This is a genomic window from Faecalibacterium sp. I4-3-84 (genome assembly GCF_023347255.1).
Taxonomy (GTDB): domain Bacteria; phylum Bacillota; class Clostridia; order Oscillospirales; family Ruminococcaceae; genus Faecalibacterium; species Faecalibacterium taiwanense.
Genome location: NZ_CP094466.1, coordinates 1,305,101 through 1,322,352 on the forward strand (window position 1 = coordinate 1,305,101; position 17,252 = coordinate 1,322,352).

The following is a 17,252-nucleotide window of genomic DNA, read 5'->3' on the forward strand; positions in this document are numbered from 1 at the left end:
GAACTCATTCTGAACAATATATGAACTTTTCATGAACGAGTGCATATTCAGGGCATTTTTGTAAACAAATAATATTTTACACTTGCTTTATTACGTTTTGGATAGGATACAACAGTGCAGTCTTTTGCAAAAAAAGAGGACACCGCACAAAACGGTGTCCCCCTGAAGCGTCCTTTGCGGGGATCAGTGGCCGCAGCTCTCGCAGTGGTCGCAGTCCTCTTCGAGCTTACCCACGATGGGTTCCGGATCGATGCCCTGACGGCGGTAGTAGTCGGACAGAGCAGCCTTGACGGCCTGCTCGGCCAGAACAGAGCAGTGCACCTTGATGGGAGGCAGACCTTCCAGAGCTTCCACAACGGCCTTGTTGGTCAGCTTGAGCGCCTCGTCGATGGTCTTGCCCTTGATGAGGTCGGTGGCCATGCTGCTGGTGGCGATGGCGGCACCGCAGCCGAAGGTGAGGAACTTGACATCCACGATCACGTTGTTCTCGATCTTCAGGTACATGCGCATGATGTCGCCGCACTTGGGGTTGCCCACTTCGCCCACGCCGTTTGCGTCGGGGATCTCACCCACATTGTGCGGATTTGCAAAATGCTCCATGACCTTTGCGCTATACATGCTTGCCATAATTACTGCTCTCCCTTCAGGCTGAACTGGCGGGCCGTGTTCTGGCCCTGCAGCCACATACAACTCATAGCACGGCGGCGGGGGATCACTTCCTCCAGCACGTCGCACAGATATTTTGCTTCTTCCATGGTGTTCTGCGGGCCAAAGGTGAACCGCATGGAGCCGTGGCCGATCTCCTCAGGCACGCCGATGCTCAGCAGGACGTGGCTGGGGTCCAGACTGTCGGAGTTGCAGGCAGAGCCGGTGGAGGCGCAGATGCCGTGCATATCCAGATCCAGCAGGATGGTCTCGCCTTCCAGACCCGGGAAGCTGATGTTCACATTGTTGGGCAGACGGGGGCTGCGGCCGCCGTTCAGGCGGGCTTCCGGGATGTTCTTGAGGACGCGGTCGATGACATAATCGCGCAGCTCGCTCTCGTGGGCCATGCGCTCATCCAGATGCGCCGTGGCGATCTCCAGTGCCTTGCCCATAGCAGCAATGCCGGCCACGTTCTCGGTGCCTGCACGGTGGCGGGCCTCCTGACTGCCGCCATCGATCAGGTTCTGGGGCCATACGCCCTTGCGGCAATACAGGGCACCCATGCCCTTGGGGCCGTTGAACTTGTGGGCGCTCATGGACAGCATATCCACGCCCAGCTCCTTCACATCCACGGGGATGGCACCCACAGCCTGCACCGCGTCGGTGTGCATCCACACACCGTGCTTGTGAGCAACCTCGGCGATCTCCTTGATGGGCTGGATGGTGCCGATCTCGTTGTTGGCCATCATGATGCTGACCAGCGCGGTATCGGGACGGATGGCAGCTTCCACGTCCTCGGGACGGATGTAGCCCTCGGCGGTGGGCTTGATATAGGTCACTTCAAAGCCCATGCGCTCCAGTGCAGCCATGCTGTGCATGATAGCATGGTGCTCAAAAGCGCTGGTGATGAGGTGCTTTTTGTTCTGGCGTGCCTTGGTGAAGGCGGTGCCCTTTACGGCCCAGTTGTCGGCCTCGGAGCCGCAACTGGTAAAGAAGAGCTCAGCCGGACTTGCATTGATGGCCTTTGCCACCTGCGCACGACCGGTGTCCACGAACTCCTTAGCCTCATAGCCCACACTGTAATGGCTGCTGGGGTTGCCGCAGGCACCGCTCAGGGCTTTGACCATCATTTCCAGTGCCTCGGGAGCACAGGGAGTGGTGGCAGCATTATCCAGATAAACCACTTTTTCCATGTTTTCCATAGGAATGATCCTTTCTTATTGAACGCGTCTGCGGGAGTCTTGAATGCCCTATGCAGATGCGGAATCCTTTCAACGGATAAGTTATACCATATCATTCCCTAGTATGTCAATATGAATACTGGATTTTCGTGATTCAGTCACCTTTTTTGCCCTTTCCGGTCAGTTTTCCCAGTACCACCTTCCACTTGGGGTAGCCCCAGCGCTTATCCTCGGCAAAATCGTCCGCCAGCTTCCACGGAAAATTGCTGCCGTCAAAGTAAAGATTGCCCGTCTCGTCCACGCGGTCCAGCTTTTGGGGCAGATACGCCTCGTCGTAGTAGCTCTTGCGGCGGTCGGGCAGCACCCAGTGCAGGGTGCCGTCCTCGTCCATGCCGGATGCCCACACGCCGAACACGAAGGTTGCGGCTTCGCCGTAGCAGTGCTGCTCAAAGCGGATGGCACCATCGTAATAGAACTTGATGACCTCCAGCGTGCCGGATTCCTTTTTGCCGTCGCGGCCCAAGGTGGGGCGGTAGTCCTGCTGGTAGCGGCAGCCGCAGTGACTGCCGGCAAAATCTTTTGCGTGGAACGACATGGAGTGATCCTTCTTTCTTTTTAAAAATGCCCTTCAAAGTCGCCCTCGATCTCATAGGGCCAGCTCAGGATGCCGCCCAGATCGTACAGGCGGGTGTAGCCAAGGCTTTCCAGCTTGCGCACGGCATCGGCACTGCGGCGGCCGGTGCGGCAGTAGATCAGCCATACAGCGTTCTTATCCGGCAGCACCTCAGCCGCACGGCTCAGCACCTGACCCAGCGGCAGCAGCTTTGCGCCGGGGATGTGGCCCACGGCAAACTCGTCCGGCTCCCGGACATCTACAGCAGCCGCCTCGTGTGCATCCAGCAGACGGATGGCATCGGCAGCCGTGATCTTCTCACTCATACTCTCACTCCTTATAATATCCTCTTATCCATCCTATGATAACAGACCTTTTTTGTTTGCACAAGAGGATACCTTTGCAAAATCCGAGCAACGTGCTATACTATAGGAAGCAATAAGGAGAGGATCGCCATGAAATTTTCGACCAAAAGCCGTTATGCCCTGCGCCTGATGGCCGAGCTGGCACGTTATGCGCCGGGCACCACCGTGAGCCTGAAGGAGATCAGTGAGCGGCAGAACCTGAGCCTGAAATATTTGGAGCAGATCGTGACCCCGCTGGCCCGTGTGGGCCTTGTAAAAAGCGAGCGCGGCAGTCAGGGCGGCTACCGCCTGACCAAAGCCCCTGCCGACTACACCGCCGGCGAGATCCTGCGCGCCATTGAGGGCAGCGTGGCACCCATTCCCTGCCTTGGCAGCGAGACCAACGAGTGTCCCATGTGGGAGCAGTGCTTCACCCTGCCCTTCTGGACCGGCCTTGATGAGGTGATCAACCAGTATATCGACAGCGTAACGCTGGAACAGCTTTCCAGCCAGCTGCCTGCATCCGATAAAAAAGAAGGCTGTTGCAGCTGCGGCACGAAAAATGCCTGAATCTTGAAAGAAATGCTTGACATTCGCCTTTGCATCGGCTATAATAACAAAGCATTCAGCGAATGCCTATAGGGGTATAGCTCAGCTGGTAGAGCAGCGGTCTCCAAAACCGCGTGCCGTGAGTTCGAAACTTACTACCCCTGCCATAAACGCACAGGTTCTTCGGAGCCTGTGCGTTTTGTTTTTGTACTCAAAGCAATCCGCACTCCGTCAGCCTGCTTTTGCAGTCATACAACAAAAAACACCCCGAAGTCCTAAGGCTTCGAGGTGTCTGCTGTGGAGCTGCTATCCAGATTCGAACTGGAGACCTCATCCTTACCAAGGATGCGCTCTACCAACTGAGCTATAGCAGCAAATGGCGACCCGAATCGGGCTCGAACCGACGACCCCCAGCGTGACAGGCTGGTGCTCTAACCAACTGAGCTACCGGGCCATGATCGCTCAAGTTTCGCGCGGCGCTTACCGCCGGAACGTGCTTTATTATATCGAAAAAGCGTCCGCTTGTCAAGCATGAATTTACGAAAAACGCAAAAAAGCCTGAAAGAGCCGTTCAAAGCCCGCTCTGCCCTGTTCCGGACCCGCACAGCAGAAACAATCTACACAAAGAAAAACGCCCCGAAATCTTTCGACTTCAGGGCATCTGAGCTGGAGCTGCTATCCAGATTCGAACTGGAGACCTCATCCTTACCAAGGATGCGCTCTACCAACTGAGCTATAGCAGCGCAATCACAGCTCAGTTATGATACCACAGTTTCCACCGTTTGGCAAGAGGTTTTTGCAAAAAAATCTGGATTTTTGCAAAAAAGTCGTTTTTTTACGCAAAAACTCCCCCAGTCTGCTTACGCAGACAGCCCCCTCGGAGATGGGGCCTTTGGCAGTACGGACAACTTTCCGGTTTTGCCAAGGGCTCCCTCTCTGAGGGAGCTGGCATCGCGCAGCGATGACTGAGGGAGTCTTACTTTATCACTCGATCAGGCCGTTCAGCAGGGACAGGCACTTGCGGCTGTGCAGCTTGCGGATCGCCTTTGCCTCGATCTGGCGCACACGCTCACGGGTAACGCCAAAGTCACGGCCAACCTCTTCCAGCGTACGGGGACGGCCATCGTCCAGACCAAAGCGCAGGCGGATGACCTTCTCTTCACGAGGGGTCAGGCTCTTGAGAGCCAGATTGATCTGCTGTGCCACCATGGCGCGGTCTGCGGCCTTGCCGGGGGCTTCGGCGTTTTCGTCTGCGACGAAATCGCCCAGAGAGGAATCCTCTTCCTCACCCACGGGGCTTTCCAGACTTGCCGGCTCCTGTGCCATGCGCTGGATCTCGCGCACACGCTCCACGCTCATATCCATGGCCTTTGCCAGCTCTTCCGGGGTCGGCTCGTGGCCGTTCTGGTACACCAGCTGGTTGGTGGCCTGACGCATCCGGTTGATGGTCTCCACCATGTGCACCGGAATGCGGATGGTACGGGCCTGATCCGCAATGGCACGGGTGATGGCCTGACGGATCCACCAAGTTGCATAGGTGGAGAAGCGGAAGCCGCGGTCGCAGTCGAACTTCTCGGCAGCCTTGATCAGGCCGATGTTGCCCTCCTGGATCAGATCCAGGAATGCCAGATTGTGGCCCACATGCTTTTTGGCAATGGACACCACCAGACGCAGGTTCGCTTCGCTCAGGCTGCGGCGGGCGTTCAGGCCATCGCGGCGGGTCTTGAGCAGCTCAGCGCGCTTTTCGTCGCTCAGAGGGCCGTTCTCCACAGCCTCCATAGCTTCCTCTTCGGCAGCCTTTTCCTCGGCATCCTCGCTGGGCTTCTCGTTGCCCTCCTCGTCCAGATCTTCGGTATAGCTGCGGCTGTTCTCGTCCTCTTCAAACGAGAAGCGTGCACTGTTCTTTTTGATGTACTCCGGCCCGCCGTACTTCTGGCGGTCGGCCTGCAGGATGTGCGCCGCCTCGGCACCGGCATGGATGCGGCGGCTCAGCTCCACCTCCTGCTCCGCGCTCAGCAGCGGGATCTGGCCGATCTGCTTGAGGTAGTTCTTAACGGGGTCGTCCAGCAGTTCGTCCATGGCAGCCTTCAGGTCTGCAGGGTTCTCCTCGCTCTGCTCTTCCTCGTCCTCGCTGATGCCCATATCATCGTTGTTGTTCTCGGCATTCTCGACCTCGGCCATGATGCTGTCCACATCCAGCGTAGGCTCTGCATCCTCTTCCAGAACCTTGATGCCGCGTTCTTCCAGAAGGGTGTAGAGCGTTTCCTCATCCATTCTGCACTGTGCAGCCAGCGCCTTGGCCTCCTTGGCCGAAATGGTGCCTTCGCCTTTCGTCAACAGTTCCTTTAAAGTCATGCCCATTTTGCTCTCTCCTTCTTGCTCCGGGGATGCTCCCGCCGGGGGAAATCCTGTAATAAAGTGTTCCTGCGCATCAGATCACAAGTCCTCCGTTCACGCCGAACACCTGACCGGTGATGTAGCCCGCACCCTCGCCGGCAAGGAACACCAGCAGCTGCGCCACTTCGTCTGCGCTGCCAAGACGGCCCACAGGGGTCTCTTCGGCCAGCGCGGCCTTATCCTCGGCGGTGAATGCTGCCATCATATCGGTATCAATGACCCCGGGCGCAACACAGTTCACTGTGATGCCGCTTGGGCCTTCTTCTTTGGCCAAAGCCTTGGTCAGGCCGATCAGGCCTGCCTTTGCTGCAGAGTAATGCACCTCGCAGCTGCCGCCGGTCTGGCCCCACATGCTGCTCACGGTCAGGATGCGTCCGGCCTTGCGGCGGATCATACCCGGCAGCGCCAGCTGACACAGGTGGAACGCACCGGTCAGGTTCACGTCCAGCATATGCTGCCACTCTTCCGGGGTGATGTCGGTGAACAGCTTCTGCTGGGCGATGCCCGCATTGCTCACCAGCACATCCACACGGCCCAGTGCCTGTTCTGCGGTGCGGAACGCAAGCTCGCAGCTGGCACGGGACGCCACATCGCACTGCACGGCGGTGATGCCGGGCAGCTGTTTTTCCAGCTCTGCAGCGGCTTTGGCATTGCTGTGGTACAGCACCGCCACGCGGTAGCCCGCCGCATAGAACGCCCGGGCCGCAGCGGCACCAATGCCGCGGTCGCCGCCGGAGATCAGCACACAGCGGCCATTGGCTGCTGCCTGCACGGTAGGTGCCGGTGTTTTCTCCGGCTCTTCCTGCACAGGCTCCGGCATTTCCAGCTGCGGCGCAGGCTGGGGCTTTTCCAGCACCATCACCCGGGTGGGTTCGTCCACCACGGGTGCTGCCGCCTTTGGCTTTGGCGGTACGGGCGGCTCCTGTGCAGCCTGTTCCGGCTGCGGCTCCTCACCCGACAGATTGAACGTCAGTTCAAATTCATCTTCGTACAAGAGTATAGTCCTCCTGTCGTGATCTCTGCACTGCAAAGGTATGCCGTGCAGGAGATGTCTGTGCGGCCCATCGCCGTCCGTTCAGCGTCTATTTCTTATCCGGTCAAAGTCCGGTGCTCGGCGCGGCAGACAGCTGCATAAGATGGGTTTCGACAAAACACCATTAAATAATATAGCACAATTTGCCGAAAAAAGAAAGTGGAAGCCGCCTACTTTTTCACGCAGCTTCCACTTTTTTACGGTTTCTTCATATTCTGTGCCGGTCATACAGGCGGTTTCCACTTCGGCCGGGCCGCAAGCCGTGCCCGCAGATCCTTGAAAAACGCCTGCAGCAGCTCCTGCGCTTCCTCTGCGCGCAGCCCCTGCTCCACCACCGGGTGGTGGTTGAAGGGCATTGCAAACAGGTCGGTCACACTGCCGCAGCAGCCCGCCTTGGTGTCTGCCGCGCCGTATACCACCCGCCGGATGCGGCTGTTGATGATGGCCCCGGCGCACATGGGGCACGGCTCCAGCGTGACGAACAGCTCGCACTCCCACAGCCGCCAGCCGCCCAGCTTTTTGCAGGCGGCATCAATGGCCAGCAGCTCTGCATGATGCAGGGCGTTTTTTTCGGTCTCGCGGGTGTTGTGGGCGGCAGCTACCACCTCGCCGTTGCGGGCCACCACGGCCCCCACCGGCACCTCGCCCAGTGCCGCCGCCTTGCGGGCTTCTTCCAGCGCAAGGCCCATCAGTTCAGAATCGGTCATAGGTTCCCCTTTATCCTGCTGCAAAAACCAGCAGATTATTCAATGTATGCAAAAGCATCCCCGGCCATACCCTGCCGGTGCGTTCACGAAGTGCGCCCAGCACAAGGCCGCAGCCAAGCGCCCACGCCATGCCCGCCGGGGTGCCGTGCTGCACCGCAAACAGTACCGCCTGCAGCGCCGCGGCCTGCCATCTGCCCAAGGGCTGCGCCAGATGCTGGATGGCACCGCGGAACACCAGTTCCTCCACGACAGGTGCAGCGATGCAGTGGTGCACAAAACTCAGCGCCCGCACATCCCACGCCGGGGCAGGCAGAAATGCCAGCACTTTGCCTGCCAGCAGGTAGGCCAGTGCGCAGCCGAACGCAGCCAGCAGCGCCCTTGTTTTTGCCTTTTGCTCCATGGCCTGCCCTCCCTGCCGTGCGGTTCTCAGCGCCTATCTTATCATAAGCAGCGGCTTTTACGCAAGTATTTTGCGCTGGGACGAAGCAATTTTCGCTCAGGCAATTGACTTTTCCCTGTGGATTCTGGTATAATGTTTCCCGACGTTTTATCGCAAAGCGTCGGGAAACATGACTTGAATTTGTTTTTACCGGAAATCCGGAGGTATTTTATGATCCGTATTCTCACCGATTCTGCGTCCGACATCCTGCCCGCCGAAGCCGAGCAGCTGGGCGTGACCGTGATCCCTCTGAACGTGACGCTGGAGGATGGCAGCATCCTGCGGGATGGCATCGACATGACCCCCACCGAGTACTATGCCCATCTGGCCAGCTGCCGCAAGCTGCCCACCACCAGCCAGCCCAGCCCGGAGCTGTTCGAGAAGTTCTATCTGGAAGCCGCTGCCGCCGGGGACGAAGTGCTGGGCATCTTCCTGTCCCACCAGCTGTCCGGCACATGGCAGTGCGCAAAGCTGGCCGCAGACCTCGCCAATGTAGACAACGTGCTGTTTGTGGACAGTGCCACCGTGTGTCTGGGCGAATCGCTGCTGGTGCGTCTGGCCGTGCAGCTGCGTGACGCAGGCAAGACGCTGGTGCAGATCGCCACCGATCTGGAGCACGCCAAGGAGCACCTGCATCTGGTTGCCGCAATCGACGATCTGAAGTATCTGCGCAAGGGCGGCCGTCTGCCTGCCGCTGTGGCCGTCGCGGGCGGGATGCTGGGCATCAAGCCCCTCATCACCATCAAGGACGGTAAGGTAGCCATGGCCGGTAAGGCCCGCGGCCTGCCCGGTGCCTATGTGGCCCTGTTCAAGAAGATCGAAGAGCTGGGCGGCATCAGCCCGGACTTTGCCGCTGTTGCCGGTTATTCTTCCAGCCTGCGGGAAGTGCAGCCCATCGAGAACTACTTCCGTGAAAATCTGCACATGGGCGAACCGCTGGTACGCCAGATCGGCTGCGTTATCGGCACCCACGCAGGCCCCGGTGCATTTGGTCTGGCATTCTTTGACAAAGGGCTGGTGCTGGAATAAGCGACCCCCGAAAAAAGATCATCCGAGCAAAGCCGGGCAGCCTGCGGGCTGCCCGGCTTGTTTTTTGCAGCGGGAAACGGGCGCAAACTCCCTCAGACAAAACCTGACGGTTTTGCCAGCTCCCTCGGAGAGGGAGTCTCTGGCGCGCCCGGCGCTCACAGCACTGCGTCCGAGATGAGCTTGCCCAGCAGCAGCACCAGCACCACCAGCATCATGGGACGGATGAAGCGTGCACCCTTTTTCAGGGCGAAATGGGACCCCAGCAGGTTGCCCAGAATGTTGCTGACGGCGCAGGGGATGCCGATGTGGAACACCACCAGACCGTTCATCAGATAGGTGAACAGGCTGGCGTAGTTGCTGGCAAGATTCAGCACCTTGCCGTTGCCGCCCGCCGTACGCAGGTCAAAGCCCATCAGGGTGGTAAAGGCAATGATGGCAAAGGTGCCGGTGCCCGGGCCCACGATGCCGTCGTACAGGCCGATGCCCAAGCCGATGCCCAGCGCCAGCAGGATCTTTTTCAGCTTCAGGGTGCCGTCGTCCCGGTTCTGGTCCGGCAGGTCGCGCTGCCACAAAATGACCACCGCCGCTACCGGCAGGATGAGGAACATCATGGTGCGCAGCAGCTCATCGCTGAGCAGCAGCACGATATGCGCCCCCAGTGCACTGCCCGCAAAGCTGCCAATGGCTGCAAGGATGCCCACCTTCAGGTTCATTGCACCGTTTTTGAAAAAGTTGGCGGTGGCAAAAGTGGTACCGCAGGCGGCGCTGAATTTGTTGGTAGCATAGGTGTAGTGGGGCGGCAGCCCGGCAAACAGATAGGCCGGCAGGCTGATAAGACCGCCGCCTCCGGCTGCCGAATCCACAAAGCCTGCAAAGCCCGTCATCAGAACGAGAAACGCCATCATCCATGGCGAGAGCGTGATACCCATTGTTATAATTCCTTTTATTTTTCCAATTTTGTTCTTTGGGAGAACGTGCGTCTCAGGACAGGGACAGTCGGCCCTCACAGGCCAGCACCTGATCCAGGATCATGCGGGACACCCTTGCACCGTACACCATGGCGGGATGTTCATTGTACTCGATGATATCGTGAAAATCCTTGTTCATCAGCACGATGACATACTCGCCGTAGGGGGTGTGGACGATGCCGCCGTCGTTGCGGCAGGCGTTCATGCTGCCGCTCTTGCTGGCCACCCAGATCAGCTCCGGCGCGCCGGTCTCCTCGCAGTCGAGGTAATACTGCGGGAAGTCGTGGGTCAGCATGGTATTGTAGTGCTGCTGGCGCAGGATGGAAAGCATCTCGGCACTGGCTTCCCGGCTGACAAGCTCCCCTTTTGCAATGCGGGCGAACAGCGCCGCGTAGTCCCGGGGCGTGGTGGTGCCAAGCCGGCGGTAGCGGTCAAAGTGCAGCGGATTGTGCAGCACAGTATGCGCAAAGCCCAACTCCCGGATGCAGGCGTTGATGGTATCCAGTCCCAGATAGTCGATAATCATATTGGTGGCGATGTTGTCCGAGCAAATGATCATCATGGTAGCGGTGTCCTTCACCTTGAGCTTTGCGCCCACACCCAGCGCGCGCAGCATACCGCTGCCGTCCACGAACTGGCTCTGCTCATAGGTGATCTCTTCGGCAAGGTCTGCTTTGCCGCGCTGCGCCTGCAAATACAATGCAGCGAGAATGAACGCCTTGATGGTGGATGCCGTCTCAAATTCTTCGTCCGCGCCCACCTCCACGGTATGGCCCTGCAGGTCGTCCACGAACACGCTCATTTTGCCCTGATAGCAGTACAGCTCCGCAGCAATGCGCTTTTCCAGCGTCATGTTTTTATCCATATCGGCATATTCTCCGTTGTTATTACAAATTTTCCTCAAAAAAGCGCATGGCATTGCGGTAGTAGATACCTTCCACCTCGTCCTCGGTAAAGCCCTCTTTGCGCAGGGCATCCGCCAGCAGCGGCAGGAAGGCAGCATTTTCCAGCTGGTGGGGGCCATCGATGCCATCAAAATCGCTGCCAAGGGCAATCATCTGTGCACCGCCTACCTGCTTATAGTGGGCTGCATGCTTTGCGATCAGCTCCACCGTGCTGCGGCAGTTTTCCGGGTGGGTGGGGTCGGTATCCAGAAAGGGCGCATAGTAGTTCAGGCCCGCAATGCCGCCGCGCTCCGAAAGGGCGCGGATCATCTCATCGGTCAGGTTGCGGGTGTGGGGTGCCAGTGCGCGGCAGTTGGAGTGGCTGGCCGCAAAAGGCCGGGTGCCGTGCCGTGCGATATCCCAGAAGCCCTTGTCCGAAAGGTGGCTCACATCCACGATCATGTGCATCCGTTCCATCTCGGCCAGAAATTCAAAGCCCTTCCCGGTCAGGCCCTTTTCGGTCTGGGGCACCAGCACCCCGCCGGGGTTCCGCTGCGGGCTTGCCAGCTCGTTTTCGTGGTTCCATGTCAGGGTCATCATGCGCACGCCCAGCTCATACATCCGGCGCAGCACCCCCGCGCTGCCCTTGCAGCAGGCGCCTTCCTCGATGGTGAGCATCCCGCTGATCTTTCCCGCCGCAGCATTCCGGCGGATGTCCGCCGCCGTGTACACCGGAGCAATTTTTTCCGGGTATGCCGCCATGATGCGCTTGAACTGGTCGATCTCTTCCAGCGCTGTCACCAGCGGGTCCGCTCCGGGCGTTTTGTCACCCAGATTGACGAATGCTGCAAAGCACTGCAGCAGATAGTCGCCTTTTTGTAATTTTTCAAGGTCGATATGCAGATCGTTCTGCGCGAAGCTCTTGGGCCGGCCCGCATGTTCGGCTTTGCGCAGCTCGCTGAGGGTATCGCAGTGCAGATCCCAGACTTTCATGATGTTTTCTCCTCTTTATTCCTCTTGCAGCAGCTGCAGCAATTCCTCTGGTTTCATAGACAGGATCGCTCCGTCTGCCGAGCCGGTGACCGTCTCGGCAAGGTCCTGCTTTGCCTGCTGCAGCTCCACGATCTTTTCTTCAATGGTGTCCTGCGCAATGAGCTTGTACACCTGCACCGGATTGCGCTGGCCGATGCGGTAGGCGCGGTCGGTGGCCTGATTCTGCGCAGCCACGTTCCACCACGGGTCGTAGTGGATGACGATATCTGCCGCCGTCAGGTTCAGGCCGGTGCCGCCCGCCCGCAGCGAAATGAGGAACACGTCCACTTCGCCGCTGTTGAACCGGCGCACAAGCTCTGCACGCACCGGCTTTGGGGTGGAGCCCTGCAGGGTAAAGTGGCTCACGCCCGCTTCGTCCAGCCGTTTTGCCAGCAGTTCCAGCATGGAGGTGAACTGGCTGAACAGCAGGATGCGGTGTCCGCCCTCCACAGCAGCCGTCACCAGCTCCATGCAGGCTTCCAGCTTGGCACTGCCGCCGTCCCAGTTGTCTGCCACAAGGCGCGGGTCGCAGCAGATCTCCCGCAGGCGCATGAGCACTGCGAACACCGCCATTTTATCCTCCGGCTTTGCAGCGCGCAGCTTTTCCCGCGCGTCCACCACAGCGGCAAGGTAGAGCTTGCGTTGCTGCTCGTCCAGCTCGATGCGGTGGAGATTCTCGGTCTTGGGGGGCAGCTCTTTGAGCACCTCGGACTTCATGCGCCGCAGGATGAACGGCCCGGTGAGCTGGTTCAAACGGCGCAGTGCGTCTTTGTCGTCCTCCTGCACGATAGGCTTTTCAAACCGGGCGCAGAAGGTCTTGTAGGGCGGCAGATACCCCGGCATCAGGAAGGAGAAGATGCTCCACAATTCGCCCAAGCGGTTCTCCACCGGGGTGCCGGTAAGGGCAAACCGCACTTTGCTGTTCACCCCGCACACCGCCTTGTACTTTTGGGTAGTGTGGTTCTTGATGGCCTGCGCTTCGTCCAGAATGCAGGCGTAGAATTGCTGCCCGCTGTAAAGCTCCTCGTCCCGGCGCATCAGATCATAGCTGGTCACCACAAGGTCGGCTTCCGCCCACTGCTTTGCCAGCTCTGCCCGGTGAGCAGCGTCGCCGTCCACAGCCACGCAGGAAAGCTGCGGCGTGAACTTCTGGCATTCCTCCTGCCAGTTGAGCACCAGCGATGCCGGGCAGACGATGAGGCTGGGCAGGCGCTGGCCGCTTTCCTTCATGGCCAGCAGGTAGCTGAGCACCTGCACGGTCTTGCCAAGGCCCATATCGTCGGCCAGAATGCCGCCCATGCCGTAGCCGTCCAGCGTGCGCAGCCAGCGGTAGCCATCCCGCTGGTACTTGCGCAGCACATTGTGCAGGCTTTCCGGCGGAGTATACTCGCTGTCCTTCACGGCGTGAAAGCTGCGGCTGATGCGGCGGAACGCATCGTCGCGGTTGAAACGCAGGCCGTTCTGGCCCGAGAGCGCCCAGTCGAGACTGGGTGCACGGTAGAGCGGCAGCTCGGCGTGGCCGCTCTTGAGCTTGGCCCCGGAAAGTTCCAGTGTATCGTTCAGTTCGTCCAGTCCTTCCAGACTGTCATCCAGCCGCAGCAGACGGCCGTCCCGCAGGCGGTGGTAGCGCTTTTTCTGGTGCAGGGAGCGCAGCAGGTCTTTCAGCTCTGCCACCGGGAACTCGCCGGTATCCACTTCCAGATCCAGCACACTGCCGTGCACCGAAACGCCCACCGTGATGCGAGGCGGCGCGGCCTGCAGGCTGCGGAAGGCATCCGTCAGGTATACTTCACCCTCGGCCAGCAGGGCCGGCACGCCCTCCTCCAACATGCGGTAGATCTCGTCCTCGTCAGCGGTGCCGTACACTTCCTCTCTGCCGCCCACACCGGGCTGCAGATAAGAGGCCAGCAGCCGCTTTGCCCGGCTCTCGGCGCGCACATCCCGCAAAAGCCCTGCCGGAGACGGCACGAACGGCGTGACCTTATCCTCCCCGTACAAAAACTCCGCGTGTGCTTCGATGCGGAAGCTGTCCGGTGCGTCCAGATAGAACTGCACCACCGGTTCCAGCGGGATCTGGTTCAGCAGCAGACGTTCCGGGTCCACGATGTTCAGCTTGCTGCCCAGCTCCGGCAGCACATAGCTGCAAAAGGCCGTGGCATCTGCGCTGGTAAAGAACAGGCTTTTGCCGCCCAGCGCCTGCAATGCGGGCAGGATGCGGGTGCACCCGGGCCGCTGCAGCCGCCAGAGCGTATCCTCGCTGAACAGGTAATCATAGTCAAGGCCCTGCACAGCGGAAAGTGCGGGTTCGCCTTCCACCTGCACACCGCCGCGGCGGCGCTCCACGGTCATGGTAATGACGGGCAGACCTTCCCGCAGCTCGTACCCGCCCAAAAAACCGGTATGCTCGTACAGCTGCACAAGGTCATCAAAGATCTCGCCGGTCAGGATCATGCCTCCCGCCGGGCCTTGTTCGGCCCCGCCGTACACCCGCACGGCGGCTTTGTCCATGCTCTGCCTTGCGTTCACCTGACGGCGCAGCAGCTGCAAAAGCGCACGGGACTCTTCATCAAAGGCATCCCACCGGTGCACAAAAGCCAGTGCCTTGCCGTAGCTGACGCTTTTGCCCATCTCGACGGCTTCCATCAGGTTCGGGATGCTTTTTACCACATACTGCCGCCCGCCGTCCGAGATGCGCAGCCGCAGCCATGGCTGTGCGCCGGGCACGAGGGTCAGCTCCGGTTCCAGATGGGCAAAGCCGGTGCGCTGGGCGGTCTCGTCCACGCCAAGGTTTTCAAGGGCTGCTTCCTTGTAGGTATCCAGCAGCCTGCGGGCCTCGTGATCCGACACCGGCGTTTCGCCGTGCCACTTTTTGCCAAACAGCATTTCCAGCCCGGAGGCATAGCTGTCCCGCCGGGCCGGTTCCGGGGCAAGGCCCGCCGCGCCGCGCACAACACCGGGGATAGCATCCGGCTTTGCCGCCGGTGCAGGGGCATTCTTTTCGGCATCGTCCAGCAGCAATGCGCCGATATGCTTGCAGTAGGTGCCCTCGCCGTTCTGGTTATACGGGCAGCTGCAGGACGCACTGACAAAGCTGCCGTTCTCCCGCAGCCATGCCTGCGTATAGTAATAGCTGCCGCCGCTGCCCTGTACCATGGCCGAAATATGCCGCACGCCATCGGCGTTCACGGTGCAGGTGCTCTGCTGGATGCGCTTGCGGTATTTCTTGGCCCGCTCAAAAATGTTATCGCCCAAAAGCGTGCGGATCTCGTCTGCATCCATGGCTGTTTCCTCCCGGTTTGGCTGTAAAACCTTCTTATCTTATAAGAATACCGCACCCGCACCCCGGATGCAAGAGGGATCTGCCGCCCAATTTCCATACAAAAAAATCCCGCTCCTTTTCAGGAACGGGATCATTTTACGATCTTGGAATGCTGCGGGGATCACTTGACAGTCTTGCCAAGCTCAGCATCCGTCTCAATGGCGCGCTCACGGATCTTTTCCAGCGTCTGCTCACTGAGGATATGCTCTGCCTTGCAGGCATCTTCGGCGGCAGTCTTTTCGTCCACACCCAGCTGCATAAAGAAGTGGGTCAGCAGACGGTGACGGCTATAGATGCGCTCTGCGATCTCGCGGCCCGGTGCCAGCAGGGTCAGGTTGCCCTCGCCGTCCACCGCGATATAGCCGTTCTCGCGCAGCTTCTTCATGGCAATGCTGACGCTGGCTTTGGTAAAGCCCAGCTCATTGACAACGTCAATGGAGCGCACTTTACCCATACGCTGACTCAGCATCAGGATCGTTTCAAGATAATCTTCTGCGGATTGGTGGATCTGCATGGTATGTTTGCCTCCTGTCTGTGCCGGGATGCAAAGCACCACGGTTTCATATAGTACAAGATATCACACTTTTTGCCGATGTGCAAGCAATTCGCAGAAGTTTGTTAAAACAAACCAAATTTATCCTGCGCAAATCTGCTGTTTTGCCGGTTTTTAGTCGGCCGCGTTTTGTGCAAAGGCGATCAATTATTTTGCTTCCAGATATGCCGCCGGGCCGGACTGGTACAGGTCGCCGCCGTGGGCATCCAGGATCACCGTCAGCGGCATATCCTTCACTGTCAGGCGGCGCACGGCTTCACAGCCAAGGTCCGGCCATGCGATCACTTCCAGCGTCTGCACGCTTTTTGCCATCAGCGCACCGGCCCCGCCAAGCGCTGCCAGATACACAGCCCCGTTGCGCACCACAGCCGCCTTTACAGCATCGTCCCGCTTGCCCTTGCCGATCATGATCTTATTGCCAAGGTCCAGCAGGCGCGGGCTCATGGCATCCATGCGGCCACTGGTGGTGGGTCCCGCCGAGCCGATCACCTGGCCCGGGCGTTCCGGCGTGGGGCCAACGTAGTAGATGGCGCTGCCGGTCAGATCAAAGGGCAGCGGTTCGCCTTTTTCCAGCGCTTCGGTCATCCGCCTGTGGGCCTGATCCCGGGCGGTGTACACCACACCGGAAAGCAGCACGGTGTCGCCCGCCTTGAGCGGGGCAAGGTCCTCGGCTGTGCAGGGAGTCGTCAGTCTGTATTCCATCTTTGCCCCTCCTTACAGTTCCGCGCTTGCACGGCGGGTCACATGGCAGGAAACATTCACCGCCGCAGGCAGGCCCGCCACATGGGTAGGCATCTGTTCAATGGCAAGGCCCAGACAGGTGGTCCTGCCGCCAAAGCCCTGCGGGCCGATGCCCAGCTCGTTGATGGCGGCAAGCAGCTCCTGCTCCAGCTGTGCGTAATAGGGGTCGGGGTTCGGCACATCCAGCGGACGCAGCAGGGCCTTCTTTGCCAGATACGCCACCTTGTCAAAGCTGCCGCCCACGCCGATGCCCAGCACGATGGGCGGGCAGGGGTTGGAGCCTGCCAGCTTCACCGTGTCCAGCACGAACTTTTTGAAGCCCTCCACGCCGTCGGCGGGCTTGAGCATTTTGATCTGGCTCATGTTCTCGCTGCCAAAGCCCTTGGGTGCCACCGTGATGCGGCAGCCCTCGCCGTCCACCAGATGCACTGTGATGACCGCCGGGGTGTTGTCGCCGGTATTGCCCCGGCGCAAAGGGTCTGCCACAATGCTCTTGCGCAGGTAGCCGTCGGTGTAACCCCGGCGCACGCCCTCATGGATGGCAGCTTCAAAGCTGCCGTCAATGTGCACATCGGTGCCAAGCTCCACAAACACGCAGGCCATGCCGGTATCCTGACAGATGGGCAGGTTTTCTTCTTTTGCGGCGGAAAGGTTCGACCACAAAAGGTCGAGAGTGCTCTTTGCCAGCGGCCACGGCTCTTCCTGCCGGGCCTTGTCCAGCGCCGCCTGCACGTCCTGCGGCAGGCGGGTGTTGGCTTCGATGCACAGCCGTGCAACGGTATCCGTGATCTCCTGTGCGGAAATGGTTCTCATAACCC

Annotated in this window: 17 protein-coding genes and 4 tRNA genes; 3 read left to right on the forward strand and 18 right to left on the reverse strand. The window is 59.5% G+C overall.

The window, feature by feature from the left end; all coding sequences use genetic code 11:
- Positions 1 to 183 precede the first annotated feature (183 nt).
- The 4 genes from nifU to MTP41_RS06415 form a co-directional block, all read right to left on the reverse strand.
- On the reverse strand, positions 184 to 627 hold the full coding sequence (gene nifU / locus MTP41_RS06400) for a Fe-S cluster assembly scaffold protein NifU (protein ID WP_005937858.1): 444 nt from the start codon (positions 625 to 627) through the stop codon (positions 184 to 186).
- Between the two features lie 2 nt (positions 628 to 629).
- The gene (locus tag MTP41_RS06405; RefSeq protein ID WP_005937861.1) at positions 630 to 1,847 is read right to left on the reverse strand and encodes a cysteine desulfurase family protein; all 1,218 of its coding nucleotides are present in this window, start codon (positions 1,845 to 1,847) and stop codon (positions 630 to 632) included.
- A 133-nt stretch (positions 1,848 to 1,980) separates the two neighbouring features.
- Entirely contained in the window at positions 1,981 to 2,421 is a 441-nt protein-coding gene (locus tag MTP41_RS06410) for a hypothetical protein (RefSeq protein ID WP_249236449.1), read from the reverse strand.
- 20 nt (positions 2,422 to 2,441) lie between these two features.
- Entirely contained in the window at positions 2,442 to 2,765 is a 324-nt protein-coding gene (locus tag MTP41_RS06415) for a rhodanese-like domain-containing protein (RefSeq protein WP_097774419.1), read from the reverse strand.
- A gap of 129 nt (positions 2,766 to 2,894) precedes the next feature.
- Here MTP41_RS06415 and MTP41_RS06420 point away from each other — a divergent pair, with 129 nt between their 5' ends.
- The gene (locus MTP41_RS06420) at positions 2,895 to 3,353 is read left to right on the forward strand and encodes an RrF2 family transcriptional regulator (RefSeq protein ID WP_005937871.1); all 459 of its coding nucleotides are present in this window, start codon (positions 2,895 to 2,897) and stop codon (positions 3,351 to 3,353) included.
- Positions 3,354 to 3,423: 70 nt separating this feature from the next.
- A tRNA-Trp gene (locus tag MTP41_RS06425) sits at positions 3,424 to 3,499 on the forward strand.
- A 131-nt stretch (positions 3,500 to 3,630) separates the two neighbouring features.
- On the opposite strand, the gene MTP41_RS06430 is transcribed toward MTP41_RS06425, so the two are convergent.
- The 7 genes from MTP41_RS06430 to MTP41_RS06460 all read right to left on the reverse strand — a co-directional run bounded on the left by MTP41_RS06430 (position 3,631) and on the right by MTP41_RS06460 (position 7,869).
- A tRNA-Thr gene (locus MTP41_RS06430) sits at positions 3,631 to 3,706 on the reverse strand.
- 3 nt (positions 3,707 to 3,709) lie between these two features.
- Positions 3,710 to 3,786 (reverse strand) — tRNA-Asp (locus tag MTP41_RS06435).
- A 213-nt stretch (positions 3,787 to 3,999) separates the two neighbouring features.
- Positions 4,000 to 4,075, reverse strand: a tRNA-Thr gene (locus MTP41_RS06440).
- A 241-nt stretch (positions 4,076 to 4,316) separates the two neighbouring features.
- Positions 4,317 to 5,693, reverse strand: a complete 1,377-nt coding sequence (locus MTP41_RS06445; protein ID WP_005937878.1) for a sigma-70 family RNA polymerase sigma factor — start codon at positions 5,691 to 5,693, stop codon at positions 4,317 to 4,319.
- A 70-nt stretch (positions 5,694 to 5,763) separates the two neighbouring features.
- Complete coding sequence (gene ymfI, locus MTP41_RS06450; RefSeq protein WP_249236450.1) at positions 5,764 to 6,723, reverse strand: elongation factor P 5-aminopentanone reductase; 960 nt, start codon at positions 6,721 to 6,723, stop codon at positions 5,764 to 5,766.
- Positions 6,724 to 6,986: 263 nt separating this feature from the next.
- The gene (locus MTP41_RS06455; RefSeq protein ID WP_005937887.1) at positions 6,987 to 7,469 is read right to left on the reverse strand and encodes a nucleoside deaminase; all 483 of its coding nucleotides are present in this window, start codon (positions 7,467 to 7,469) and stop codon (positions 6,987 to 6,989) included.
- 10 nt (positions 7,470 to 7,479) lie between these two features.
- The gene (locus MTP41_RS06460) at positions 7,480 to 7,869 is read right to left on the reverse strand and encodes a CPBP family intramembrane glutamic endopeptidase (RefSeq protein WP_249236451.1); all 390 of its coding nucleotides are present in this window, start codon (positions 7,867 to 7,869) and stop codon (positions 7,480 to 7,482) included.
- Positions 7,870 to 8,079: 210 nt separating this feature from the next.
- Here MTP41_RS06460 and MTP41_RS06465 point away from each other — a divergent pair, with 210 nt between their 5' ends.
- Positions 8,080 to 8,937: a DegV family protein gene (locus MTP41_RS06465; protein ID WP_097777159.1), complete on the forward strand. Its 858-nt coding sequence runs from the start codon at positions 8,080 to 8,082 to the stop codon at positions 8,935 to 8,937.
- Between the two features lie 155 nt (positions 8,938 to 9,092).
- On the opposite strand, the gene MTP41_RS06470 is transcribed toward MTP41_RS06465, so the two are convergent.
- The 7 genes from MTP41_RS06470 to MTP41_RS06500 all read right to left on the reverse strand — a co-directional run bounded on the left by MTP41_RS06470 (position 9,093) and on the right by MTP41_RS06500 (position 17,247).
- Positions 9,093 to 9,866 carry a TSUP family transporter gene (locus MTP41_RS06470; RefSeq protein ID WP_249236452.1) on the reverse strand — a complete coding sequence of 258 codons (774 nt, stop codon included), beginning with the start codon at positions 9,864 to 9,866 and terminating at the stop codon, positions 9,093 to 9,095.
- Positions 9,867 to 9,918: 52 nt separating this feature from the next.
- Positions 9,919 to 10,770, reverse strand: coding sequence for a serine hydrolase (locus MTP41_RS06475; protein ID WP_120020870.1), 852 nt, complete (start codon positions 10,768 to 10,770; stop codon positions 9,919 to 9,921).
- 22 nt (positions 10,771 to 10,792) lie between these two features.
- Positions 10,793 to 11,782, reverse strand: coding sequence for a dipeptidase (locus MTP41_RS06480; RefSeq protein WP_249236453.1), 990 nt, complete (start codon positions 11,780 to 11,782; stop codon positions 10,793 to 10,795).
- A 15-nt stretch (positions 11,783 to 11,797) separates the two neighbouring features.
- Positions 11,798 to 15,100 (reverse strand): DEAD/DEAH box helicase, encoded by a 3,303-nt coding sequence (locus MTP41_RS06485; protein ID WP_249236454.1) that lies wholly within the window; start codon positions 15,098 to 15,100, stop codon positions 11,798 to 11,800.
- A gap of 161 nt (positions 15,101 to 15,261) precedes the next feature.
- Entirely contained in the window at positions 15,262 to 15,654 is a 393-nt protein-coding gene (locus tag MTP41_RS06490; RefSeq protein WP_097774413.1) for a metal-dependent transcriptional regulator, read from the reverse strand.
- 186 nt (positions 15,655 to 15,840) lie between these two features.
- Positions 15,841 to 16,395, reverse strand: a complete 555-nt coding sequence (locus MTP41_RS06495) for a Fe-S-containing hydro-lyase (RefSeq protein ID WP_118526597.1) — start codon at positions 16,393 to 16,395, stop codon at positions 15,841 to 15,843.
- A 12-nt stretch (positions 16,396 to 16,407) separates the two neighbouring features.
- Positions 16,408 to 17,247, reverse strand: a complete 840-nt coding sequence (locus tag MTP41_RS06500) for a fumarate hydratase (RefSeq protein ID WP_249236455.1) — start codon at positions 17,245 to 17,247, stop codon at positions 16,408 to 16,410.
- Positions 17,248 to 17,252 lie beyond the last annotated feature (5 nt).